At 29.7% G+C, this 23237-nt stretch carries 25 protein-coding genes; 12 read left to right on the forward strand and 13 right to left on the reverse strand.

Annotation, left to right across the window (positions count from 1 at the left end):
* The first annotated feature begins 221 nt into the window (after nt 1-221).
* The 3 genes from I6U51_RS03870 (at nt 222) to I6U51_RS03880 (ending at nt 2404) form a co-directional block, all read left to right on the forward strand.
* Entirely contained in the window at nt 222-836 is a 615-nt protein-coding gene (locus I6U51_RS03870) for a manganese efflux pump (protein WP_211141286.1), read from the forward strand.
* 191 nt (nt 837-1027) lie between these two features.
* A complete protein-coding gene (locus I6U51_RS03875) occupies nt 1028-2032 on the forward strand; it encodes a sodium:calcium antiporter (protein WP_211141287.1) in 1005 nt (334 codons plus the stop codon).
* A gap of 177 nt (nt 2033-2209) precedes the next feature.
* Entirely contained in the window at nt 2210-2404 is a 195-nt protein-coding gene (locus tag I6U51_RS03880; RefSeq protein WP_211141288.1) for a hypothetical protein, read from the forward strand.
* 141 nt (nt 2405-2545) lie between these two features.
* Here I6U51_RS03880 and I6U51_RS03885 read toward each other — a convergent pair whose 3' ends face one another.
* The 4 genes from I6U51_RS03885 to I6U51_RS03900 form a co-directional block, all read right to left on the reverse strand.
* Nucleotides 2546-3607, reverse strand: coding sequence for a M28 family metallopeptidase (locus tag I6U51_RS03885; RefSeq protein ID WP_246517066.1), 1062 nt, complete (start codon nt 3605-3607; stop codon nt 2546-2548).
* Nucleotides 3608-3670: 63 nt separating this feature from the next.
* Nucleotides 3671-4162, reverse strand: coding sequence for a Csac_0668 family 2Fe-2S cluster-binding (seleno)protein (locus tag I6U51_RS25295; protein WP_341255973.1), 492 nt, complete (start codon nt 4160-4162; stop codon nt 3671-3673).
* Between the two features lie 240 nt (nt 4163-4402).
* Nucleotides 4403-5362 (reverse strand): permease prefix domain 1-containing protein, encoded by a 960-nt coding sequence (locus I6U51_RS03895; RefSeq protein ID WP_211141289.1) that lies wholly within the window; start codon nt 5360-5362, stop codon nt 4403-4405.
* A complete protein-coding gene (locus I6U51_RS03900) occupies nt 5355-5696 on the reverse strand; it encodes a PadR family transcriptional regulator (RefSeq protein ID WP_211141290.1) in 342 nt (113 codons plus the stop codon). The genes I6U51_RS03895 and I6U51_RS03900 overlap by 8 nt, the downstream gene beginning before the upstream one ends.
* Nucleotides 5697-6010: 314 nt before the next feature.
* On the opposite strand from I6U51_RS03900, the gene I6U51_RS03905 reads away from it, so the two are divergent.
* Nucleotides 6011-7408 carry a PQQ-dependent sugar dehydrogenase gene (locus I6U51_RS03905; RefSeq protein ID WP_211141710.1) on the forward strand — a complete coding sequence of 466 codons (1398 nt, stop codon included), beginning with the start codon at nt 6011-6013 and terminating at the stop codon, nt 7406-7408.
* 429 nt (nt 7409-7837) lie between these two features.
* On the opposite strand, the gene I6U51_RS25020 is transcribed toward I6U51_RS03905, so the two are convergent.
* The 8 genes from I6U51_RS25020 to I6U51_RS03945 all read right to left on the reverse strand — a co-directional run bounded on the left by I6U51_RS25020 (nt 7838) and on the right by I6U51_RS03945 (nt 13203).
* Entirely contained in the window at nt 7838-7966 is a 129-nt protein-coding gene (locus I6U51_RS25020) for a hypothetical protein (RefSeq protein WP_281395925.1), read from the reverse strand.
* Nucleotides 7967-7990: 24 nt separating this feature from the next.
* On the reverse strand, nt 7991-9007 hold the full coding sequence (locus I6U51_RS03915) for a MerR family transcriptional regulator (RefSeq protein ID WP_246517068.1): 1017 nt from the start codon (nt 9005-9007) through the stop codon (nt 7991-7993).
* Between the two features lie 98 nt (nt 9008-9105).
* Nucleotides 9106-9672, reverse strand: a complete 567-nt coding sequence (locus I6U51_RS03920; RefSeq protein WP_343069491.1) for a nucleotidyltransferase — start codon at nt 9670-9672, stop codon at nt 9106-9108.
* A 254-nt stretch (nt 9673-9926) separates the two neighbouring features.
* A complete protein-coding gene (locus I6U51_RS03925) occupies nt 9927-10493 on the reverse strand; it encodes a Uma2 family endonuclease (RefSeq protein ID WP_211141291.1) in 567 nt (188 codons plus the stop codon).
* Nucleotides 10494-10640: 147 nt separating this feature from the next.
* Nucleotides 10641-11108, reverse strand: coding sequence for a DUF3888 domain-containing protein (locus I6U51_RS03930; RefSeq protein WP_211141292.1), 468 nt, complete (start codon nt 11106-11108; stop codon nt 10641-10643).
* A 283-nt stretch (nt 11109-11391) separates the two neighbouring features.
* A complete protein-coding gene (locus I6U51_RS03935; RefSeq protein WP_211141293.1) occupies nt 11392-11610 on the reverse strand; it encodes a hypothetical protein in 219 nt (72 codons plus the stop codon).
* A gap of 64 nt (nt 11611-11674) precedes the next feature.
* Nucleotides 11675-12121, reverse strand: a complete 447-nt coding sequence (locus I6U51_RS03940; protein ID WP_211141294.1) for a DUF3795 domain-containing protein — start codon at nt 12119-12121, stop codon at nt 11675-11677.
* A gap of 305 nt (nt 12122-12426) precedes the next feature.
* Complete coding sequence (locus I6U51_RS03945) at nt 12427-13203, reverse strand: RNA polymerase sigma factor (RefSeq protein WP_211141295.1); 777 nt, start codon at nt 13201-13203, stop codon at nt 12427-12429.
* A gap of 219 nt (nt 13204-13422) precedes the next feature.
* Here I6U51_RS03945 and I6U51_RS03950 point away from each other — a divergent pair, with 219 nt between their 5' ends.
* The 8 genes from I6U51_RS03950 to I6U51_RS03985 all read left to right on the forward strand — a co-directional run bounded on the left by I6U51_RS03950 (nt 13423) and on the right by I6U51_RS03985 (nt 22517).
* Nucleotides 13423-13950 (forward strand): RNA polymerase sigma factor, encoded by a 528-nt coding sequence (locus I6U51_RS03950; RefSeq protein WP_211141296.1) that lies wholly within the window; start codon nt 13423-13425, stop codon nt 13948-13950.
* The gene (locus I6U51_RS03955) at nt 13940-15358 is read left to right on the forward strand and encodes a DUF4179 domain-containing protein (RefSeq protein WP_211141297.1); all 1419 of its coding nucleotides are present in this window, start codon (nt 13940-13942) and stop codon (nt 15356-15358) included. Before I6U51_RS03950 ends, I6U51_RS03955 begins: the two co-directional genes overlap by 11 nt.
* 59 nt (nt 15359-15417) lie before the next feature.
* Nucleotides 15418-16236, forward strand: a complete 819-nt coding sequence (locus I6U51_RS03960; protein WP_211141298.1) for a MerR family transcriptional regulator — start codon at nt 15418-15420, stop codon at nt 16234-16236.
* 100 nt (nt 16237-16336) lie between these two features.
* Nucleotides 16337-17029 carry a GNAT family N-acetyltransferase gene (locus tag I6U51_RS03965; RefSeq protein ID WP_211141299.1) on the forward strand — a complete coding sequence of 231 codons (693 nt, stop codon included), beginning with the start codon at nt 16337-16339 and terminating at the stop codon, nt 17027-17029.
* A 163-nt stretch (nt 17030-17192) separates the two neighbouring features.
* Nucleotides 17193-18605 (forward strand): PdaC/SigV domain-containing protein, encoded by a 1413-nt coding sequence (locus I6U51_RS03970; RefSeq protein ID WP_211141300.1) that lies wholly within the window; start codon nt 17193-17195, stop codon nt 18603-18605.
* A 194-nt stretch (nt 18606-18799) separates the two neighbouring features.
* Nucleotides 18800-19303, forward strand: coding sequence for an AAA family ATPase (locus I6U51_RS03975; protein WP_211141301.1), 504 nt, complete (start codon nt 18800-18802; stop codon nt 19301-19303).
* 272 nt (nt 19304-19575) lie between these two features.
* Nucleotides 19576-20274 (forward strand): ABC transporter ATP-binding protein, encoded by a 699-nt coding sequence (locus tag I6U51_RS03980; RefSeq protein ID WP_211141713.1) that lies wholly within the window; start codon nt 19576-19578, stop codon nt 20272-20274.
* Nucleotides 20274-22517: an ABC transporter permease gene (locus I6U51_RS03985; RefSeq protein WP_211141302.1), complete on the forward strand. Its 2244-nt coding sequence runs from the start codon at nt 20274-20276 to the stop codon at nt 22515-22517. The genes I6U51_RS03980 and I6U51_RS03985 overlap by 1 nt, the downstream gene beginning before the upstream one ends.
* A gap of 86 nt (nt 22518-22603) precedes the next feature.
* On the opposite strand, the gene I6U51_RS03990 is transcribed toward I6U51_RS03985, so the two are convergent.
* Nucleotides 22604-23221 carry a DUF1062 domain-containing protein gene (locus I6U51_RS03990; RefSeq protein WP_211141303.1) on the reverse strand — a complete coding sequence of 206 codons (618 nt, stop codon included), beginning with the start codon at nt 23219-23221 and terminating at the stop codon, nt 22604-22606.
* Nucleotides 23222-23237 lie beyond the last annotated feature (16 nt).

Genomic DNA, 23237 nt, shown 5'->3' on the forward strand with positions numbered 1-23237 from the left:
AAAAGACCAGTAAAACTTCAATTTTATCCTATGTGTACAGATAAATTGTATAACATATATTTATCTTTGAAAAACAACTTAAATTTATTCATATACAACCAAAAGTTGGTATAATAAAAATTCTATCTTCATGATTTTAAAAAACTTTTTTTAATTCTTAATCACACTAAAATTTAGAAGTCATATACTAAAACGGAAAGAATGAAAAAAGGAGACCATATATGGCATTAATTTTATCTGCATTATTGTTTAGTTTATCATCTAACTTAGATAATGTGGTTGTAGGTATCGCTTATGGAATAAAGAAAATAAAGATAGGAATAATTTCAAATTTTATAATAGCAGCTATAACATCTACAGGAACATTTTTATCTATGTCACTTGGAATTTATATATCAAAATTCTTGCCTCATACTGTAGCAAATGCATTAGGTGCTGGAGCTATTATTGTATTGGGGGTATATTTTATAAGCCAAAGCATAATAAAACTTATAAATAATAAGAAATCAAAAGAACTTGCTTTAAAAGATATTACTGACATGATTGAATATGCTGAGAAATCAGATTTGGATAACTCTGGTGATATAAATATAAAAGAAGCTCTCATTGTAGCATTCGGATTAACCTTCAACAACTTAGGAACTGGTGTGGCAGCCAGTATAACAGGAGTTAGTATTCAATTTACAGTGGTATTCACATTTATATTAAGTATTCTTACGATTATACTTGGTGAAGCTGTAGGTAATCATGTATTGGGTAAAGTATTTGGTAAATATGCACCATTAATTTCAGGCATATTGCTAATAGTACTTGGTATAATTGAATTCCTTAATTAGCAGTTCTTATTTTTGAGTTATATTACAAATAAATATCGGTTAATAAAAATAACTCACCTAAAAGGGAGTAGTTTGATAGATATTGTCAACATATTGGTTAAAAGCCTGGCAATATCCGCAAAATGTGAAACGAGACTTTTAGCGTATTTAAAATACGCTAAAAGTCTTTTTATTTTCAAAGGAGGACAAGTATGATTACAACAATTTTAATTATGATTGCTTCAGCACTATTAATTTATTTTAGTTGCGAACTGTTTGTAAACGGAATTGAATGGGTTGGTAAAGAATTTAATATTTCTCAAAGTGCAGTAGGTTCCCTGCTTGCAGCTTTCGGTACAGCTTTACCTGAAAGCATTGTAACTTTCATAGCTGTAGTTTTTGGCATAAATGCAAGTCAAAAAGACATTGGAGTTGGTGCAGCCTTAGGAGGGCCCCTTGTATTAAGTACAATCGGATATGCTGTTATTGGTATTTGCATAATCATTTTTAGTGGTAGAAGAAAAATAGGAAGCTGTATTAATGTTAATGAAAAAAAATTAGCAAGAGATCAAATTTGGTTTATGTTGATTTTTATATTCAAGATAGGACTAGGACTTTTTGCTTTTACTATTAAGCCATGGTTAGGATTTTTATTTCTAATAGCTTATGCAATTTACTTTTATAAAGAAATGAGCGTAGATACAATAGGAGTAGCAGAAGAACTTGAGCCATTGAGATTTAGCTCTAAAAGCATAAATCCTAAAAAATCATTGATTATAATTCAAACTACCATATCATTGATTTTTATATTTATTGCTTCTCAATTATTTGTGCATAATTTAGATGCCCTAAGTATTTCCCTGGGAATGTCACCTCATTTGGTTGCTTTATTATTAAGCCCAATCGCTACGGAGCTGCCTGAGATATTAAATGTATTTATATGGGTAAAACAAGGTAAAGAAAATTTAGCAATTGCAAACATTAGCGGTGCTATGATGATTCAAGCCACAGTTCCAAGTGCATTAGGTATCATTTTCACTCCATGGATCCTTGATAAGTCACTTATGCTTTCAGCCATAGTAACCTTTGGAGCTATTACAGTTATATGGACAACTTTAAAAATAAGTTGTTTGTCAGCTAAAAAGCTATCTTTAAATGCTCTTTTATATGTTGTTTTTATTATAGGATTTTTATTAATAAAAGGTAATGCATTTTAACCTGTATGCATTACCTTCTATTAATACGTTAACTGACCGCCTAGTACCTTTATACCAGAGCAAGGATGAGTAACATTATTCCCAAATTTATCATAGTATATTTTAACTAATGTTTTTGGGGGCTGTAATGAAACAATAGGCTATGGCGAAATATAATATAGAAAGGAGAGTCTAACAATGAACAGCAATCCAGCATATTATAAAATAATTATTATACTAGGAATATTATGTTTTGCCATATTTATTAGCAGTGTGCTTTCAGTAATAGAAATAGGTATAAATATATACAAGGGAATAGCAATAGTACTCTCTTTTATATTTATTATTATATTTACAACGCTTTGGTTTAAGCATAAAAAGCAAAAGTCATAATGTTCTTAAACTCAGAAGCAACGCTATAATAATTACACTACAAATACTTCATAGATCTATAAAAACGCAACAAGAACTTTGGAAAAGCCAGAGGTAGCGGCAGAATCTGTTGTGACTGTTCCTTATTTTTACACAGTTATTTTAATTACTTCTCCAATTCGGAAATTCTACCCCATCATTTGCCTCTACAAAATCACATATAGCATTTGCAATTTTATCTATTTGGTCATAGTCTAAAATGTCTGGAGTATCTGTAGGCTTATTAGCTAATTTTTCTATATTTTCTTGCACTATAAAAATATTAGGTATGCCTTCAGCTTGAAAACTGAAATGGTCACTTCCACCTTGTACTTTGGAGTCTGCAAAGCTAATATTATTCTTTTTAAAGGTAGACTCTACAGCGTCATATAGTTTCTCGGATAATCTGCTTTCATTATGCAAAGCAAGGTTTTTACCTGCATTTTTAGCTCCTATACAATCAATATTAATGTTGTATAAGCTACTACTATATAAGTGCTTAGATTTGATGTCCTGTACAAAGGCTCGACTTCCTTCCATAAATTCTTCTTCTCCATTAAAGGCACATAGAACTATATCCATATTAAAAGGTTTATCCTTTGATTTTTCTTTTAATATATGTGCTATCTCTACCAAAGCTGATATACCAGAAGCATTATCTAATGCTCCTCTATTAATCTTTCCATTAACATATCCTAAATGGTCAAAATGAGCTGATATTATTACTGCCTTTTTACTATCCTTACCTCTTATAACTCCGACAACATTGTTGACGGTCTTAGTTTTAGCGTTATTTTCATCACCTCGATAGGTACTAGCAATCTTTTGAGAATACTTTTCATAATAGCTATTCCCAAATAGAGGATTTAGTCCTATATCTTTAAAAATTTTAGCAATATATTCTCCAGCTTTTTCGTTTCCCTTTGAACCAGTTAACCTTCCCTGAAATTCATCTGAGCATAAGGTGTTCACAATTTCTTTAGTATTTGGAATCTTTACAGGAGTTTGAACCTGTGTTGATTGGGCTACTTGTCCATCACCTTGAGTAGATTGCTTAATGATTGAAGTATAAGAACAGAACGCAAAAGTTATAGTTATAGCACAGATAGCGCCTAATTTTAATATATTTTTAATAGTAATCCCCCCAATAATTTTATATCTACAATTCTTTATATTCTTATTCAAATTCTTCGATTATTATTCTATAAGGAGTTTCACTCTTACAACACAGTTTTAAAATATAACGTACTATCTCATCTTCAATGCTTTGTTGATAGTTTCTTGAATAATAGGGCTACAACATTTACCTAAAGGATTATTAATTTCACACTTTCCATTCTTCATTGCTCCTGTAAGTCTAACAATGTCCTTAATATCTTTTGCTCCCTCATTAAGGACTGCATTAATAATTTGTTCTTCCGTTACTTGGTTGCAGTAACATATATATTTAGGATTAGCGTCTTTTTTATACCAAATAGGAATTTTCATATCTTGTTTTTTAAATATTACATTCCCATCTAAATCATAATAAACAACATCACAATCTTCATTTAAGCAAATACGATAATTAGTCTCACATACTTTGTTTACAAGGCTATCAAGTATAAAATGCTTAACAGTTATTCCTTTTACTTCTTTAGTATCGACCTTACATACAGGACATACAGAAAGTTCTTCTGCTGAACCAACAGAATTTTCTTTACTTGCTCAACAAGGCATCTTTATATCTTTGTTTTTCATCTTTTACACCTCCAAAGTTAATCTATTAGGACATACTATTCTTAAAGTATGTCCCACTTTTTAACCTGACCAACTTGCCGTAAGTCTCCCACGCACTCTGTGAAAGCGAATATCACAAAATCATAGATTTTGGATACCTGCTTTTCTTCAAGTGGGAGTTCAACGCCAAGTAAGTCATACATTCGCATCTCTAAAATTCAGATGGGGTAAAAGAATCCCCATCTGAATTAAGATCTTGCTTCAATTAAAAATTAATTGATATAACATTTGAATTCTATAAGGCTCGCTATATATATAATATAATATTGACGCCATTACTATAAAACAAAAGCTACTGATATATATAATGTTATTTCTACGATTATTAGAAATACTTTTAGGATTAACAGAAAGTGAAAATATAAAATATCCTAAGATTCCTGTTGAAATCAGTAGTATACACCATTTAGTGTTTAGATATCCATATCCATGAACATTTATTATTGACCATATTATCCATAGTACCCAGCATACCGCAAAAACTAAAGCTGCCAACCCCCTATACATACTACTACTATCTAAGTTAGCAGAAGTCTTAACTCCTGTTTCTAAAAAGTATTTAATATTATTTGATACTATTTCTTGTCCAAAACTATTACTATAATATTCATTTTTTATTTTTTCAGGATAACTATACCTTATCTCTCCAGGGAATAACTCATTACTTTTACTAATATCGAAGTCTTTTGGTAATTCTTTTATGGCAACATAAGTAAGTTTATTATTTTTTTCATCTTTAAAGAGTTCTTTTAAATACTTATCAACACCTGTAATTCCTTCATTAGCTAATTTATTCTCTGCTGTTTTAATTTGAGAATTCATAATATCAAGACTTTTCATAGAGGCTTTATGTACAAATAACGATGTTATAAGCAATATAGCAGATATCACTAATAAAACTAGTGATGCTATCAATGTTTTTTGAGCAAATAATTTTTGAAACTTTAGTACCTGATTTAATTCCTTTCTTATCTGAAACTCTTCTCCAAATCTTTCTATAGCAATTCTAACGCTTTCCTCTTCAACAATTCCATTTTCTTGAAGCTCCTTTACAGTTTGTATTAAATGACTTCTCATTTCTTGTTTTAAATCTTCTGCTTCTTTAGAGGAATCACTTGCACCTCTATATATAGAATCTAGGTATCTATCTATTCTATCCATTTTTTTTCTCCCCCAAAAATTTATCTATTATACTCTTAAAAAATTGCCATTCTTTTTGTGAGTTCTCTAAATATTTTTTGCCTTTATCAGTTATATGATGATATTTTCGCCTTCCCCCGCCACTTATTGAGTCGTCCCAGTATGACTCTACAAGCCCATTGTTTTCAAGTCTTTTTAATACTACATACATTGTTCCTTCCTTAATCTCAAAGGTTTCTTGACTTGTGTTTCTTATCTTTTTAGCAATATCATATCCGTATAAATCTTCATCTTCTAATAGGCTCAATATTATGCTTTCAATGTATCCTTTTATCATCTCTTTGTTTATTTCCAAATATTATCACCTCTACAAACATCATAGCACAAACTACTCTATAGTGTAAAGTAGTCTATACTATCGTGTTATCAAACAAAAATATAGAGTTAATTTAATGTGCAAATTTAGGCACATTCCCAATGCCCGCCCTGGATTCCTCCGACGCTGGTGCGGAAAATGGTGCAATACCTCTTTAGATTCCCCGGCCTCAATTTAGTACTAATAGAACAGTTCTAATCATATTTTATAAAAGAAAGGAATATGAAGGAGTGTAAAGTTATTTGTTAAAAAAAGTTAAAGTTAGTCTACGACCCATTGTTAGTAATGTAAATATGCCTACTGTTTTGAAAACAGCTATACTGCCCGGTGACTCAATGGAAAGATTATTTATTGCAACCCAGGTAGGGGAGATCTTTTACATTGGAAACGGATTTGTAAAAACTTTCTTAGATATTCGCCCGCGAGTCTTAAAACTAGGTTTTTCTGGTGGTAAATATGATGAACGTGGATTGGTAGGGCTGGCGTTTCATCCTCAATTTAATTATAACGGTCTGTTTTATCTTCATTATTCAGTAGCTGGAACACAAGGTCCAGGTGCTCTTCCTAGTTCAGAAGTTTCAAGACAAGGTCTTCCTGAATTTTTTAAACCAAACCCCTGTGACCCTAGAACCTTAAACCAAAAATGGATAAATAGAGAAGTTAAATATGATCATATTGATACAGTTGAAGAGTGGATTTTACAATCCAATGGTCAACCTCAAAAGCGGCGTACATTACTTAATTTAAGGAGACCATTTTTTAATCATAATGGTGTCAATAGCCTAAACTTTTCACCTGAAACAGGAAAGCTTGTTTTAACAACTGGAGATGGTGGATCAGGCTATGATCCATTTAATTCAGCTCAAAATGATATGGAAATCGCCGGTAAAATAATTGAAATTGATGTAGCTAAGAATACATTTATCAATAATCCACCGGTAGTCACACGCTTTAATGAACTACCTGTACCTATTCAGGAAATGCTTACGGTAATTGCCAAAGGAGTTCGTAATATACCTGGCATTTCATTTCAAAGGTTTTATAACCAGTATATCAAGTATGTAGGAATTGTAGGGCAGGATTTGGTAGAGTCAATTTTTTCATTTGTTCATTATAAACCAATACCGGTTCCTCAGCTTATTCAAGCTTCTTTAATGAAATCTGAACCTGACCAAGAAGGATTTATTAACTTTGGCTGGCGAGGGTGGGAAGGTGCTCTTCCAACTTCGATTATAAGAAGCTGCCCTGCAAATCCAACTCTGGATGAGGAAACACTTGCTTATTACAATGATACAGTAAAAACTTCAACACAGCGTATTCCGCCTCTAATCAGCTATTTTCATAAAGATCCTAGGCCGGATAAGTTTGGGGCAACTGCACTTACGGGGGTCCAGGCATATATGGGGAATGGAATTCCTGGTTTAACTGGAAGCGTTGTCTTTACTGATTTTGCCCGGGATGAAGGATCTCAACCGCCCGTTAGAGGGGTTTTAGCTTATACCAGAGCAAGAGCAGATTGTAAACTAAATGATTTTAGTGTTATTGAAACCGATTATAACTTTGGATCTCAATCAGCTTATTATGCTAGCTTGGGAACAAATATAAATCAAACCAGACTATATTTAGGGGTTTATGGCTCTATGAATGTTACTGATTTTAACCAAGGTACTGTTTTTGAAATTGTTCCATGATTCATAACTATAAAATTCTACTTAATACCAAATATAAAACAAACAAGGGAGTGTTTCAAAACTAAGTGATTAGTTGAGAAACACCCCTTTTTCTATTGATTATTGATCTGTAACGAATTGAAAGTATCTTTGATCTTAATATTGTCTTGTTAACTTTAAAATTGATACCACGACAAATAGGGCTTTCGCACTTATCTTTTTAAACATAAATTATGTAGTATTTAATCATTATTCTCTGAGTATTTCATAATTCTTTCTTTTAAAAATACGTTAAATTCATTATATTCATCCTCAGATAGATTTCTATTTAAACTCATAATCTTTAATTTATGACCTTTATACTCTTTTCTATATGGTGGATGAATATGTTCAAATTCTTGTAACTTAAATCCTAAGTTAGAATAAAAGTTTAATCTTTTAATTGATATATCATCTTTTAAGACATCTATTTGATTTTTTTATAATTCTTTGCTCAAATATAGGAAAACTTACTTTATATATATTCATTACATCATCAAAATAATTATTATCATTAGAATTTATTCTTACAAACTCCATTTATATTTCCCCAAAAATTTTATATTAATGGTCAATTCTATTTCTATTAGCAACCATAACTCCTACAAGTGGATGTAACCTATGTACTTCAACTGTAAAATCAAAATTCGAGAAACAATTCATTAACTCTTCAACACTCGATGGGAAATCTACTTCTGGTCCATATCCTACTACGGAAAATTCTTGTCTATAATCGTTAGGATTTTGAAAAAACATTAAATCACCAATAACGATACTTTGTAAGCTTTCTCCACCTACATTAATCATTTTTTCTATTGCTTTTTGTTTATATATTGTAGTTAGATGATGTAAAGCATAATTCGAAATAATTTTTGTAATACATTTTTTCTGTAAATCTACATTCAAGTTAGGTTCTTCGAATGTTCCTATATAAAGTTCAATATTATGTATTCTTTCATTTTCAATATTCTCTTTAGCTTGTCTAATCATTCCATCACTAATATCTACCCCAATTGCTAATTTTACTTTTCGAGATAGCTCAATAATTTGTTTTCCAGTGCCACACCCTAAGTCGAGTACAACATCGTTAATATTAGGTTTAATCAATTCATTTATTAGCTCTGCTGTTTTAGACCTCCAGTAATAGCTATCAGTGAGATACTGGTTACTTGCTTGATTAAATCGCTGCTTTGCTCTTGTTTCCATATTTGTTATCTTGATAATATCTATAAGTTGCTGAATTTCCAAAAAACTATTATTTTGTATTTGTTTTTCGGCTTTATTTAAGGCAGTAATAACCGTCTCAATATGCTTCTTCTTTTCCTCTAATGCTTTTGCTTGAATGCTAATTATACTTTCTATATTTTGACCTTTTTCATTTATAAGTTGTCTTATTTCTTCAAGTGATAATCCAATAAATTTTAGTGTAGTAATCTGCTGTAACTTGATAAAATCTTCATCACAATAAAGTCTATAACCTGCTTCCGTTTTTGAAGATGGTTGTAATAACCCAATCTTATCATAATGAAGCAATGTTTTTACAGTTATCCCCGATTTTCTAGCAAACTCTCCAATTTTCAAGACTTCGCCTCCTCTTAAAGTTATTCTAAATCCTAACCTTAGGTTAGAGTCAATACTGATTTGTTAGCATTTATTAGATACTTCGCATAATAAGAATATTACAAACTTAATATCTTTTTAATTTTCTCTCTTACTTCTATTGGTAAATTACCCTTTAATGCTCTTTCTAGTAGAAGGGGCTTCTTAATTCCATTCAATAGTAGGTAACTTTCTATTATCTTTACTTTTGCTTCTCTATTAGGGATTAATTGATAAATTACATACCAATCCTCCAATGATGTGAAAGGGATATTTACTCCGTTAATCCTTTTAAATTCTGAAATTGAGTTGTGGTCAAAAGTGTATTCAAATACTCCACTAATATGATTAACTGCAAATCCTGCCATTACATCAACATCAAACCCATCTATTATATACTCATAGAAGTATTTTGTTGAATAGGTAGCAGTCTTCTCCCATTTTTTCTTCTCGCCGATACTTTTAAGAACTTCATCTGCTTTTTCAATATCTTTAATATCTATAAAAATATCTATATCATTTGGTTTTTTTATAAGTCCAAATTGATTTAATAATATAGAAGCACCGACTCCCCATACTATATTTGAACTATTAAGTTTTTCACCGATATAACTTAAAGTATTGAACATTTCTTTTTCTGTTCGCATTCTAACCTCCCCCAAATATAAATGTTTTTTAATTCGCAATAAATTACCATTGAAACCTTATCTAAATAGAAAAATCCATACTGATATTGATACAAGTATTGTTGCTATACATATGATGCTTCAATCTACTGAACTTGGATTTAATTAATAAAACCAGTGCTATTCAAACACTGGTTTATTTCAAGCTCCTTTAACTTAGTATCAAAACTAAATGTATGTTGGATACGAAAATTATAAATTGATATTATTATAAATTAGTCTTTAAATAACTCTTCTACAGCTACAGTAAATTCCGTGAAAATTTTAGAATCTATAGTGCCGCTATTTTTAACAACGTCAATTTGGTCATATAATCCTTCATCATTAAGACTATATGTTTGGACTGTATTAAGCATTGGGTTTACAATCCAATATTCCTTGACACCATATTTCATGTATAAGTTTAGTTTTACAACAAGGTCATTTGATTGATTAGAAGGTGATAATATCTCAATTATTAAAGTAGGAACACCAACATATTTACTATCTTCCATTCCACTCTTATCACAAATAACCGAAATGTCCGGTATTACCACTCTATCTTCTTCAATATCCTCTCTATGTAGTTGTACATCATAAGGTGCTGAAAATGCTTCACACTCTTTTCCCTCTAAGGAATTAAATAACTTTGCATATAGTCTACCAGATATTCTTTGATGCTTTGTAGATGGTGATGGAGATATATATACAACTCCGTCAATATATTCTAAAATACTGTCTGTATTCTCCTTCATTTTATAAAATTCATCTATAGTAATTAATTTCTCTTGTGGTAAACTCATAAAACCTCAACCCCTTTGTAAACACTTTTAACTTTACTTATCATTAATTATAACCTATTTACAAAAAAGTAAGAATGCTTTATTATAATTTTTTAGCTTAAGTCCTTACTTGTACAATTTTTGATATATAGTAATCTATGTTTTTTACTAATACTTTTTCTTTACAATGTTTTGATAATTTGGAGGTAATTCATAGCTTTTTATATGCTCAAACTTCTCAACTTTTACATCACCAGAGCCACCTAATCTAATAGTAATACGGTCAACTCCAACGCTGTTATGTGCTCCAAAATAAGGATATACTTCAAGTTCAATCATAAAAACAAAAGTTCTATATCCGTTAGGCCTTTCAGCCTTCAATATAGTAAGATCATACGGTGCTACCATTGGTGTATCAGTAAAAAATTCCTTATAATAATTATCCACTGATTTTTGAATTTCTGGCATAAGTAATGAAACAAATATATCTTGATATAATTCTTCTCTTGATTGTTCTGGTGGTTTATATGTTTTATTAATAGATGGAAGTTTTTCAGTAAATTCATAAGCATAACAAGGATATGGTGTACATATTAATCCAACTAGGAGAAATAATGTAAATACGACTTTTTTCAATAGTATCACCTCCATAAAAGTCTTCTTAGTAGTATTCAACTAATAAAAATACTGTATACTGGAAGATTAATGTGCTACTGCCAACATGCATGTTACTTCTTTTGTCTTATAAAAATATTTCATCAGTTAGATTTTTCGCTTTATAATTGCTTCTTTTATTTCATACATACACCATATAACAAAATAAGCTGGCAAACATAGTAAAAATACTGTAAAAATAAATTGAGCTATGCTCATTGTCCACAATATAATCACTTCCCTTATATTAATTTACTATATAGTATCATATATTTAATGATATCTTAAATATAAATCCAACATTAAAGCATAAATAACTTACAACAATTATTGAAATAGCTATTCCAATAATACTCGTATATTTGCCAAATTCATTACTATTTGTTTTCTCTGGATTTATATTCTCTTTATATAAAAAAAATAATATTAATAAAGTAAAACTTACAATCCACCCCGATATACTTTTTCTTGCAAATGAAAACATAGTCCCCCAATATGCCCAAGTTATCACTCCGAAGAAAATATACTTTCCTATAAAATATAATTTATTAATATCTTGGTTTTTCTTTTTGAGCAATATAGAAATTATCAATACCTATTTTTTTCATGGTATCATTATTTTCTTTCCATTTTTGGATGAGAGACTCATTATATGTTGTAGGATTACAAGGGTATTTAGAGCATTCAAAGCAAAAGTTCACCTTTTCTTTTTTATGACACTCATTTATACTACATTGACAGGTAGGCTTATCGCTAAGACGACACCCTGGGCAACTGCCCTTTGAAAGCTGCATTAAAATATCTAAAAATTGTTCGTAATGGTTAAACATAGGCATAAAATCTTTTATTTTTTCAGCCATATTTTCAAAGTTAACTAAATTCTCATTAAGTTCTCTGCTTAATAGTACTATTTTACTATTTTCATAATATGCACACCTTGAGCAGTCAATCCCGCAAGGGGCTAAGTCCTTTACAGCTTGTTCATAGTTATTCATAACAATTCCTCCTCGTAATATAGAAATATTTCTATTCACTTATATAGATGCAATAAAAAGAGGAAAGTCACGTTATTATAAACAGAATTCTTAGCTTCAGGTGGAGTTTTGACTCCATCTGAAGCTTAGAAGTCGTTATCCAGGGACATAGCCGCTCTTTACTCCCACTTGAAGAAGATGGGAGTATTAGAGCGGATAAGTCATCGGATAAAAAATTTTATTATATAGATATCTAACTTTAATACTTGGCTTAATTAAGGTACACCTAGAATACCGTTAATAAGTCAAGTATCCAAGTTGGATATCTAAACATACATTTCATTTATTGTATTAATAACTTCTTCATACCATTCTTTAGAAGGTTTTCTATAAGGCATGTTTTTATATAAGAAATTTATTTTACCCCGTACCTCATTGTTAAAAGTATAATTTGATTCTTTGTAATCAAGCTTTGCAATAAATTTATGTTTATTAGAGTTCTTTTGTAAATTATCTCTGCTTTTAGAGAACTCAATCCAAGCTTTGCAGCTGCAAGGATTATCTACATCTAAAAGATTACAATGTTTATCAAAGAATGAGTCTAAATTCATATGAGCACGATAAAGAAGTCCTTTTGTTGCACTTTTTGAAATACCAATTATTTTTGAAACTTCCTCTAAAGATAATCCAAACATATCGATTAGTGAGAAGGCTATTCTCTGATGTAGTGTGAGCCGTCTCACCATAGCAAGAAAACAACCATTTTGTAGTTCACGAATAGCCTCTTCCACAATTACCTCATCTTCAGGTTTTGGAGGGTTGTCCGCAAATAAATGTCCCTCTTTTTCAAGAAGATTAATATCATCATAAAGTAATTCACTATAATCTTTATTTTTTCTTTCTTTCATTAGAAAATTATTAAAGCATATTTTTCGGAGCCAAGCTTTAATTGCATTTGGATTCTCCAAGGTCTCAATTTTTTGCCATACACTAATAAATGTTTCTTGTGCTAAATCTTCTGCAGCAGATGGATGACAAGATAACTTTAAAGCATAGTTGAAAACATAAGTCCCATATGTATTTATAAGCATTTCAATATCCATTAATTCACTTCATTTCTATAATTTTTATCAATTATATCATAAAAATTTATTATTATCTTAATTTTTGTAGTTATTTATGGTACTATTCACTGTAATTGGTATAGAACTGGTTCCTTACCAAATTAGTAACTTGCTAAATTAATTTGAAACTTTTTGTGTTTCTTAAATATCTAATCTATGTAAGAACAATATTGCTGCAGCATTGAAAGAAGGTAGAAAATGTATAACATACAAGAACTTGTTCAGAAAAGTAGAGATGGAGACATTTCTTCATTTATGTCACTTTTAAAAGAAAAGGAAGCGCTAATTTATAATATTTCCTTTTCTTATACAAAGAATTCATATGATGCTGAAGATTGCATATCGGAAGCTTCTATAAAAGCTTTTGACAAATTAAAGCAATTAAGAAATGAAGAAAAATTTTACTGCTGGTTTATTTCTATACTTATAAATGTATGTAGAAAGAACATAAAAAATAAGATAACTGCCTCCTCTGATGAGAAACTAATTCAAGTTAGAGATGAATTTTCCTACCAATCTATTGATGACAGACTTATGGTAGAAGAATTGCTTTCTAAACTTAGAAAAGATGAAAGAGACATACTTGCACTTAGATATCTTAAGGATTATTCAATAAAAGAAATTGCAAGTATAATGGACATGCCATTAAGCACAGTAAAAACAAAGATATATAGAAGTTTAAACTTTCTAAGAACTAGAAATGGAGGTGTAAAAAATGAATTATAATATTCCTGATAATTTAATGGATAATGTTGAAAAAAATCTTAGAAAACACGTTGAAAATAGAAAAAGAAAAAAATATATTCATATAGCAGCAGCTGCTATAGTCTCACTATTAATAATACTTCCAATATCTACATTGGCATTGGCTCACTATAATAACAGCATTCTATATAAGCAAGAGATAGATTTAGCACGTGAAAACAAAAATATTACAGAAGTAAATAAAGTATTTAAATATAGAGATGTTCAATTTACAATTAAAGAAATTCTAGCAGATGATATGGGAATAGAAGTTATATACGATGTCTCTGATCCCAGATATTCTATAAATAAAGTTACGTTTTGTGACAAAGATAATAAAGAATTCGAAGCTTGGGGGCAAAGTTTTCCAGTTCCAGATCCAGATGCAAATTCAGATAATAAAGAAAAATCCTTGTCTATTACTATAAACAATAGTATTGCAGATTACATGCACAATAATCCAATAACTCTAAAAGTAGATAATCTTTTATTTATTGATAATAAAAAATCTAATAATTTTTTTGATAAATTGAATTCTTTAATTCACAATAATAATAATTATAATAACATTAAGGTTGACTGGACTTTAAAAATGCAGGTACCAATGCAGCCGATTAAAGTTATACCTGTAAATAAGGAGTATCCACTTGATATAGGTACATTGAAAATCAATTCATTTAAAGTAGGTGTTTTAAAAAGTATTATGGACTACAGTTTTATGCCAAAAGATAAAAACATAGAATTTATACATCCTTTATTCTCTGTAAGATTAGATAAAGAATATTTAATTGACGAATGGGGGGACGACTCTAGTACAGATGCAGGCTTAGTTGACACTGGTAGTAAAGACAAGCTTAACTCAGGAGAAAGAACAGGTTCTCATGGAACACAAAAATTTAAATCAGTATACTATAAAAACCCAAATGAAATAGGAATAAAACTAATTGGTATACAAGCAAACTATGTTTTCAGTAATCAAAAAATATATAACATAGATAAAAATAAACTTCCGATGGAATTTGATTGTGATGGAGAAAAGTTTAAAGTTACTTCTGTGGAAGAGAAGAATGATTCTACTGAATGGACTATAGAATACTGCAAGACCAATAGGATATTCAAAGAATTTAACTTTATTTTTTCAGGATCAGATAGCACTATCAGTAATAGTGAAAATATACAATTTACGGATCAATCTTCAAGAGATAAAATTTATGATTCATTGGTAAAAAAAGTTCCTAATTTAAAAGCCATCGAATATCAATTGGGAAATTTACAAAATGGAACTATAATTACAAAGGTTACTACAAATTCTAAATCAACAAAATTAATAATAAATAATGCTGTTAAAAATCTCATTTATGATGAAGAAGAAGTAATAATACACAAATAGAAATCTATAAAAAATATGATATAATTTATTAAATTAATTTTGGAAATGGTGATAGTAGAATGAAGAATAAATATTTAATTGGCGAAGTTTCTAATTTTTTTAACATAAGTAAAGATGCTTTAAGATATTATGATAAATTTGGATTAATAACACCAAAAAAAGACGAGCTTAATGGCTATAGATATTATACTGAAGAGGATATAGTTAAGTTACCATACTTAATTTCACTAAAAGAATTAGATATGCCTTTAGAAGAAATAAAACTCATGCTATATCATAAATCTTTAAGGGAAATGACTAGTATTTTTAAAAATCAAGAAAATGTAATAGATAATAAAATAAAAAAACTAGAAAAAATTAAAAATACTATTATTGAATATGAAGAAGACTTTAATAAGGCTATAAATTATATAAACAAATTCGAAATTGTAGAAAATCCTTTATTTATATACAAAGTTCAAAACTATGAACTAGATGAAAATATGATTAATATCTTAAAGGAATTTAATCCTTATGCTAATATGCTGTCAATCAAATACTCCGTTATTTTAAATACCAATTGTTTTGATGAACTAAAGCTAGGTGAAAATATGAACTATGCCATTAGTGGAATAAGCACTAATGATACTGAAGATATAGTTCTAGAGAATAATTGCAAAAGATTTAAAAAAAGAAAATGCATATATACAGTTATTAAAGCCGAAAATGACATTAAAGCTGATGATCTGACTGCACTACAAGACTACCTAAGTGCTAATAATATCCAAGTAACTGATAATATTTTAGCTAGAGCACTAGCTTTTGAATCTGTTCAAAATACTTCTATAGATTATTATGAACTGTGGGTCCCTATAGATGGTAATAAAAAAATTCCATAAAGTAAACAAAAAACTATTGACCTTGGAGTTACTCCAAGGTTTATTATTTTTTTAAGGATTCAAATATAGATATTAATTGAAAGTAATTGGAGGTTTTAAAATGAGTAGCTTAGTTTACAGAAAAATTAGAAAAAGTGATTATAGTAGAGTGAAAGAACTTATTATCGAGGCATTTAAATTTAAACAATATACTTCAAATTCAAAAGTTTTAGATATTTTTTCAGAAACTTATTTAAGAAGGTGTCTCCTTGCGCAAAACTATTCACAAGTGGTAGAAGAAAATGGAGAAGTTATCGGCTTATTATTAGGGAAAATAAACAAGAAAAATAAATTTTTAAAAAATGCGCCTAACCTCTTGTCTCTATTTATATGTTGGGTACGAGCTTTATTAACTGATAAAAAAAATAAAGCCTTCTTTTTAGAATATAAAAAAGTTTCTGATGCCTATGCTAATTTAATTAAAGAGTGTAATGACAATTTCGACGGTGAGGTAGTGCTTTTTATAGTTGGCGAAAAGTGCCGTGGTAAAGGTATTGGTAGAAGACTTGTTAATAATTATTTATACTTTTGTAAAAGTAACAACGTTAGAAGTTTGTATCTATTTACAGACTCAAAATGTAATTATGGATTTTATGATAATAATGGCTTTGAAAGAATGGGTCAAAAACAAATTAACGTTAACACTGTAAATGGACCATCAGATTTAGGAATATATTTATATTCTTATAAAGTTGGCGAATATTTGATCAATAAACAACTGCCAAACACCCGCAGTAATTTTGTCAATCAATAGTTACATCTTCCGCTATTCATATTATAGATTAAAGTTAGTAATTCTTTTTGTAACTATATTTTTACTGTTTGTAAGCATTTTGTAACCCATCTATATAATTTGTGAAGTATAGTATAAGCATAGAAACAAATAGCAAATACCACAAATTAAGGAGCAAATATAGATGAAAAAAATATTTTATTTAGGGTTAATTGGAATGCTAAGTTTGGGGGTTACCTCTTTTGTAAAGGCAGCGCCAATATCTCAGCCTGTCTCAACTCTCTATGTACAAGGTGGACAAATTACCGTTCATCCTGAAGTGAAAGTTTCAACAAAAGAAGTAAAAGACAGTCAAGAAGCTTATAAAATTAATTTACAAATTCCAGTATTGGAAGGAGTTCAAGATAAAGAAATTCAAACTGCTATTAATACTTTTATGGAAAAAGATGCACTTGCCTTTGCAGAGGATATAAAAAATCAAGGACTTGAATTTACAGCAGATTCGAAAAAACAAGGCTGGAAAGTAAGACCTTATACAGCTTCTACTAGCTACAAAGTTACCTACAAGCAAAACAATATAGTAAGTATAGCCTGCACTTACTATAATTACACCCTTGGTGCACATGAAAACTATGAAATAAAAACTTTTAATTTTAATTTAACCACTGGAAAACAACTTGCTTTAAAAGATCTATTTAACAAAAACGAAAACTATATCTCTGTTATGAATGAAGAGATTCAAAAACAAATAAAATTAAATCCAAGCAAATATTTTAGTGGAAAAGATCAAGGTTTCGTTAGCATTAAACTAGATCAACCTTTCGGAATCGAAGATGGCAATGTGATTCTTTATTTTAATCCTTATGAAATTGCACCATATTCAACAGGTGCTCCACAGTTTAAGCTTCCCTTCTCACTATTTAAAGGAGGCGTAAAAGCAGGATACAAACTCAAGGCAGATTCCGTAAAGGTTGTGCCAGAATCAATTTCAGAAAAAAATGAAGCCTTAACTTCTAATATAAAAATTCCAGTATTAAAAGGTTTGAAAGATGAAAAAATGCAGTCTGAAATAAATAAAGCTTTTCAAAAAAGAGCATTAGAGCTTAAAGAACAAATGACAATCGAAGGAAAAAAATCTTTAGAAGATGCTAAGAACTATGGCTATGAAGCTAAACCTTACAGCCTTCTCGTAGATTACGATATTTCTTACAATGAAAAGAATGTTATAAGTATTACCAGCACTTATCATCAATATACTGGCGGTGCACATGGAAATATCCTTACTGAAACCTCCAATATAAATCTAAAAACTGGAGATAAAATATTACTCAAAGATTTCTTTAAGGAAGGAGTAAACTATAAAAAAATAATTACAGAAGAAATAAAGAAACAAATGGCAGCGGATAATAAATTTTATCCAGGCGCAGCTGCGGCATTAGATTCAATTTCAGACGATCAACCCTTTTACATTGCAGATGATGGCATCGTAATCTATTACCAGCCATATGAAATTGCTCCTTATGCTGTTGGTACTCCTGAATTTAAAATTCCATTTTCTATGTTAAAAGATAGTTTAAAAGTTGATGTAACTCACTAATTCTAATTTAAAAATAAATAACAAAGTGCGCTATTAGCTAGAAGCTTAATGGCGCATTTTTAATTCAGAAAAATGTTATAGGTTGATGAGGTGATAAAAGCGATGATATCATTTTAATAGTATATTTCTATAGTAAGTTTATTAGAGATTTATCCTAATATCTAGATAAGCAATTTGTGAGAGGAGTTAAAACAATGAAAAAATTAATTATTATAAATGGAACTATGGGTGTTGGTAAAACTGCAACGAGCAAAGCCTTATATAAGAAACTAGAAAATTCAGTATGGCTTGATGGAGATTGGTGCTGGATGATGAATCCGTTTATTGTGAACGATGAAAATAAAGAAATGGTTCTAGATAATATTACCCATCTTTTAAGAAATTTTTTAATGAATTCTTCCCTTGAATATGTAATATTTAACTGGGTAATACATTGGGAAGAAATATTTGATATGGTTTTAAGTAGACTTGACGGTTTAGAATTTGAAGTAATTAAAATAACCCTTATATGCAATGAAGATAGCTTTAGAAAAAGAGTATCAGCGGATATAGCAAATAATTTAAGAGAGAAAGAAGCTTTAGATATGGGATTAGAACGCATTCCACTATACAAAAATATGAATACTATAAAAATTGATACAAGTGATATTTCTGTTTTAGAAACAGCTAATAAAATTATTGAAATTATTAAAAAATAGCCAGTAATACCTATAAAACGAAATAAAAACCAAAAGACTGCAGCAAGTTTATTCTCTAAACTCTTACTACAGTCTTTTTATATTAAACTAAAAAATATTTAATTTTAAATGTAAAACATACTAATCCTCACTTAATTATATTGCTAGAGTTTTCATATGGATAAATGGAAAAGCATAGGAAAAGATATAATAAATGAACCTTTTAAATTATGTTAAAAAGAACTAAATGCCATGATTGAATTAATAAAAATGAAATGTTAGGTGAGAGAGAAATGTTTTTAAAAGTAGAAAATTTAAAGAAAAGCTATAAGACCGGTGAGATAATTACAACAGTTCTAAAAGGTGTAGAAATGGATTTAGACAAGGGCGAAATTGGAGTTATACTTGGCCCTTCTGGTTCCGGGAAGTCAACCCTTCTTAACATTATAGGTGGAATTGACAGGTGCGACTCCGGCATCGTTTCAGTAGATAATATTGAAATTACTAAATTAAATGATACCAAGCTCACAGATTATAGAAGAGAAAATTTAGGTTTTATATTTCAGTTTTACAACTTAATACCTAATCTTACTGTAGGAGAAAATATAGAGGTTGTTTCAAACATAAGCATATCCCCTCTTAATCCTGATGAAGTTTTAGAAGCGGTAGGTATGATTGATAAAAAGCATAGATTTCCCAGGGAATTAAGTGGTGGTGAACAGCAGAGAGTTTCCATTGCAAGAGCAATAGTTAAAAATCCAAAGCTTTTATTATGTGATGAGCCAACCGGTGCACTTGATTTTTCAACCTCCAGAGAGATATTGAAGCTTCTTCAAAAAATCAACAAGGATTTTGGCTCAACAATACTTATGATAACACATAACACTGCAATCAGTGCTATGGCCAATAAAGTTTATAAAGTAAGAAGTGGCGAAATCCTAGAGAGCTTAGTCAATAAGACAACTACGCCTGCGGAAAGGATTGAGTGGTAATGATCATAAATAAAAAAATTAAGAGAACCATGCTGGAAAGCAAATCTCAATACCTTGGTTCCTTATTGCTTATTATTTTTAGCTGCCTTCTTTTTACAATGTTTAATTTAGTTTCAGTCAACTTAACAGGGCTATTATCTTCTTTTGAAAGAGACTATAAGCAGGAAGATGCAAACTTTATGGCGGACAAAAAATTAAATAATATTGAAGCTTTAGAATCAAAGTTCAATATGAGCATAGAGGAATCAAAGTCAATTGATTATTCCATATCAAAGAATAAAACACTGAGAATATTCCGAGAAAATACTAAGGTTGATATACCTGCAATAATTGAAGGTAAAGCTCTAAGTGGCGGCCATATTCTTATTGATCCCTCCTATGCAAAAGCTAATAAATTAAAGATTGGTGACAGCATAAAAATATATAATAAGAATTTCACTATTTCTGGCTTTATGTCTCTGCCGAATTATATATATCCATTAAAATCTGAATCAGATATACTGAATGATCCAATCAGTTTTGGTATAGCAGTAATAGGAAAAGATGATTTTAATATTCTAAATAGAGGCAATAGTTTTTATGCTATAAGATTTAATGGTGATAGGAGCAATTTAGATAATAGAATATCTCAATTTAAAGATTACTTAAGAACTGAAAATATTTTTATCCTTAGCTGGATGAACGTAACGGATAACCCAAGAGTAACCTATATGACTGCAAAGCTTGCCGGGATTGATGAGATGAGTTCATCTATGCCTGTAAGTATACTACTTCTTACCTGCATATTAACAGGTATAGTAATGTGGAGAATGCTAAAGAGAGAAGCTCCTATTATAGGTACTCTTTATGCACTAGGCTATAAAAAGAGAGAGATTATGAAACATTACCTTTTGTATCCTTTAGTCATCTCATTATTAGGCGGTGTAATTGGAACTATACTCGGAACCATAACCTTAAGACCTATGATTTCCTATTATGTGTCATACTTTAATATACCTGTAGGTTCTTTAAGCTTTAATGTAAATTATCTTATAATAAGTGTTCTGCTTCCGGTAATTTTTCTAATTATCTGCAGCTATTTTGTTGTAAATAAATCACTTAAAGATTCACCTGTTGAACTTATGAGAGGCGGAAAGAAAAAAAATAAGGTTGGCTTCATAGAAAGAAGGATAAAGCTTGATAAGCTAAGTTTCAATACTAAGTTTAGAATAAGAGAACTGCTTAGAAGCATACCAAGAAGTGCATTTCTTCTACTTGGCGTTATTATGGCAACTATGCTGCTTTTAATGGGCTTTGCGGCAAAGAGTTCTATGGACTACTTAATCAAAGATTCTTTTAGTGAAGCATTTAAATATAATTATCAATATGTATTCAACTCCGTTCAAAATGGTAAACCGGAAAAAGGTGAAGCTTTCTCTGAAATACCCTTTGCATTAAAATCAGATAACAAGCTAACTTTTACGGTGTATGGTGTAAGTTCCAATTCTCAGTATATTTCTTTTAAAGATAAAGCAGGCAATGTATTGAAATCTGATAGAGTTATTATAACAAGACCTCTAGCTGATAAGCTTAATATAAGACCAAAGGATACTGTTAAAGTTGTTAACAGACTGGACTCAAAAGAGTACAGCATAACAGTTGATAGTATCGCAGAAACTTACGTAGGTGAATATATTTATATACCTCTTGATAAACTTAATGATATGCTGGGATTCCCCTCAGGCAGCTATACAGGGCTATGGAGTTCAGAAAGAATAGATATTCCGGAAAACAAATTATTAGCTGCTGTAACAGTTGATGATATGAGAAATGCCTTTAATACAATGACAAAACCCCTTCAGGCTGTTATAGGAGGTATAGCCTTCATCTCCTTTATAATTGGACTTATAGTAATATATGTTGTTACTTCCCTTACCATAGAGGAAAATAAGGAAAATATATCTCTTATGAAGGTATTAGGTTACAGAAAGAAGGAGATTTATTCTCTGATTTTAAACAGTTCCTCTTTTATAGTAGTAATCGGCTATATTCTTGGAGTACCACTGCTTCTCGCATCCTTAAGTGCTATGTTTAAATCGATAACTAAAAACATGAGTGTCTCCTTCCCCGTAACTATAAATTACATTTATGTTTTAGTGGGTTTTGTTATAATATATTTAACCTATGAACTATCAAAGTTATTAAGCAGAAGAAAGATAACTAGAATTTCCATGGCTGAAGCTTTAAAATCTCGAATGGAATAAAATATTAAGGCCAATCTCCTTTAAAACTAGAGATTGGCTTGAACTATATATCATCTGAAGATTCTCTTTCTTGATGATAAAATGGCTTATACTATAGCTTCTAAAATTTCTATACTCTCTACTACCTTTAAAACATGTATCTCCATTCCATCTCTTACTTTTATATTTAATAAATTTTTATTATCTTTAATGAAGATTACTCCTTTTTTATGCATATTTTTTATTTTACTTCTTGAAAGTCCAAGTTTATCACTTAAAAGCTTATCTACTCTCAGTTCTATAGGATACTTACAAGCAATTTCAATAGCAAGTTCATTTTCATTTATATAATATGCTTCTAATTTCTTTTGGATTAATTTATAATTTACATGTTCTAAAATAACTTCAGCTTTATTTTTATTATATATACTTAAATTAAAAGCATATTCTCTAGCTAGTTCTTTATCATTAGAAAGAAATCTTTCATACTCATATTTATTAATCTCATAAGGCTTTATTCTTTCATATATTGTCATATTCCAAGTTGATTTACATTTTTCACATTGATAAATTAGCCAAATGTCAATGTTATTTTTATTTGCATTTACCCTAAATTTTTCACTACTTATATAATGTGTTTTTTCATTACATTTAGGACAATTTCTTTTTACTATTGGTAAATTTTCAGGGACTAGTTCCCACTGATATTTTTTTAAATAGCTCATTTTGCTCCTCCTAGTC

Source organism: Clostridium aciditolerans, from assembly GCF_016316925.1.
Lineage (GTDB): Bacteria > Bacillota > Clostridia > Clostridiales > Clostridiaceae > Clostridium_AM > Clostridium_AM aciditolerans.

Excerpts from the sequence above, each read along its gene's own strand:
- I6U51_RS03870 (WP_211141286.1), top strand. The coding sequence starts at position 222 with ATGGCATTAATTTTATCTGCATTATTGTTTAGTTTATCATCTAACTTA.
- I6U51_RS03875 (WP_211141287.1), top strand. The coding sequence starts at position 1,028 with ATGATTACAACAATTTTAATTATGATTGCTTCAGCACTATTAATTTAT.
- I6U51_RS03880 (WP_211141288.1), top strand. The coding sequence starts at position 2,210 with ATGAACAGCAATCCAGCATATTATAAAATAATTATTATACTAGGAATA.
- I6U51_RS03895 (WP_211141289.1), bottom strand. The coding sequence starts at position 5,362 with ATGGATAGAATAGATAGATACCTAGATTCTATATATAGAGGTGCAAGT.
- I6U51_RS03905 (WP_211141710.1), top strand. The coding sequence starts at position 6,011 with ATGCCTACTGTTTTGAAAACAGCTATACTGCCCGGTGACTCAATGGAA.
- I6U51_RS25020 (WP_281395925.1), bottom strand. The coding sequence starts at position 7,966 with ATGGAGTTTGTAAGAATAAATTCTAATGATAATAATTATTTTGATGAT.
- I6U51_RS03920 (WP_343069491.1), bottom strand. The coding sequence starts at position 9,672 with ATGCGAACAGAAAAAGAAATGTTCAATACTTTAAGTTATATCGGTGAA.
- I6U51_RS03925 (WP_211141291.1), bottom strand. The coding sequence starts at position 10,493 with ATGAGTTTACCACAAGAGAAATTAATTACTATAGATGAATTTTATAAA.
- I6U51_RS03935 (WP_211141293.1), bottom strand. The coding sequence starts at position 11,610 with ATGTTTTCATTTGCAAGAAAAAGTATATCGGGGTGGATTGTAAGTTTT.
- I6U51_RS03940 (WP_211141294.1), bottom strand. The coding sequence starts at position 12,121 with ATGAATAACTATGAACAAGCTGTAAAGGACTTAGCCCCTTGCGGGATT.
- I6U51_RS03945 (WP_211141295.1), bottom strand. The coding sequence starts at position 13,203 with ATGGATATTGAAATGCTTATAAATACATATGGGACTTATGTTTTCAAC.
- I6U51_RS03950 (WP_211141296.1), top strand. The coding sequence starts at position 13,423 with ATGTATAACATACAAGAACTTGTTCAGAAAAGTAGAGATGGAGACATT.
- I6U51_RS03955 (WP_211141297.1), top strand. The coding sequence starts at position 13,940 with ATGAATTATAATATTCCTGATAATTTAATGGATAATGTTGAAAAAAAT.
- I6U51_RS03960 (WP_211141298.1), top strand. The coding sequence starts at position 15,418 with ATGAAGAATAAATATTTAATTGGCGAAGTTTCTAATTTTTTTAACATA.
- I6U51_RS03965 (WP_211141299.1), top strand. The coding sequence starts at position 16,337 with ATGAGTAGCTTAGTTTACAGAAAAATTAGAAAAAGTGATTATAGTAGA.
- I6U51_RS03970 (WP_211141300.1), top strand. The coding sequence starts at position 17,193 with ATGAAAAAAATATTTTATTTAGGGTTAATTGGAATGCTAAGTTTGGGG.
- I6U51_RS03975 (WP_211141301.1), top strand. The coding sequence starts at position 18,800 with ATGAAAAAATTAATTATTATAAATGGAACTATGGGTGTTGGTAAAACT.
- I6U51_RS03980 (WP_211141713.1), top strand. The coding sequence starts at position 19,576 with ATGTTTTTAAAAGTAGAAAATTTAAAGAAAAGCTATAAGACCGGTGAG.
- I6U51_RS03985 (WP_211141302.1), top strand. The coding sequence starts at position 20,274 with ATGATCATAAATAAAAAAATTAAGAGAACCATGCTGGAAAGCAAATCT.
- I6U51_RS03990 (WP_211141303.1), bottom strand. The coding sequence starts at position 23,221 with ATGAGCTATTTAAAAAAATATCAGTGGGAACTAGTCCCTGAAAATTTA.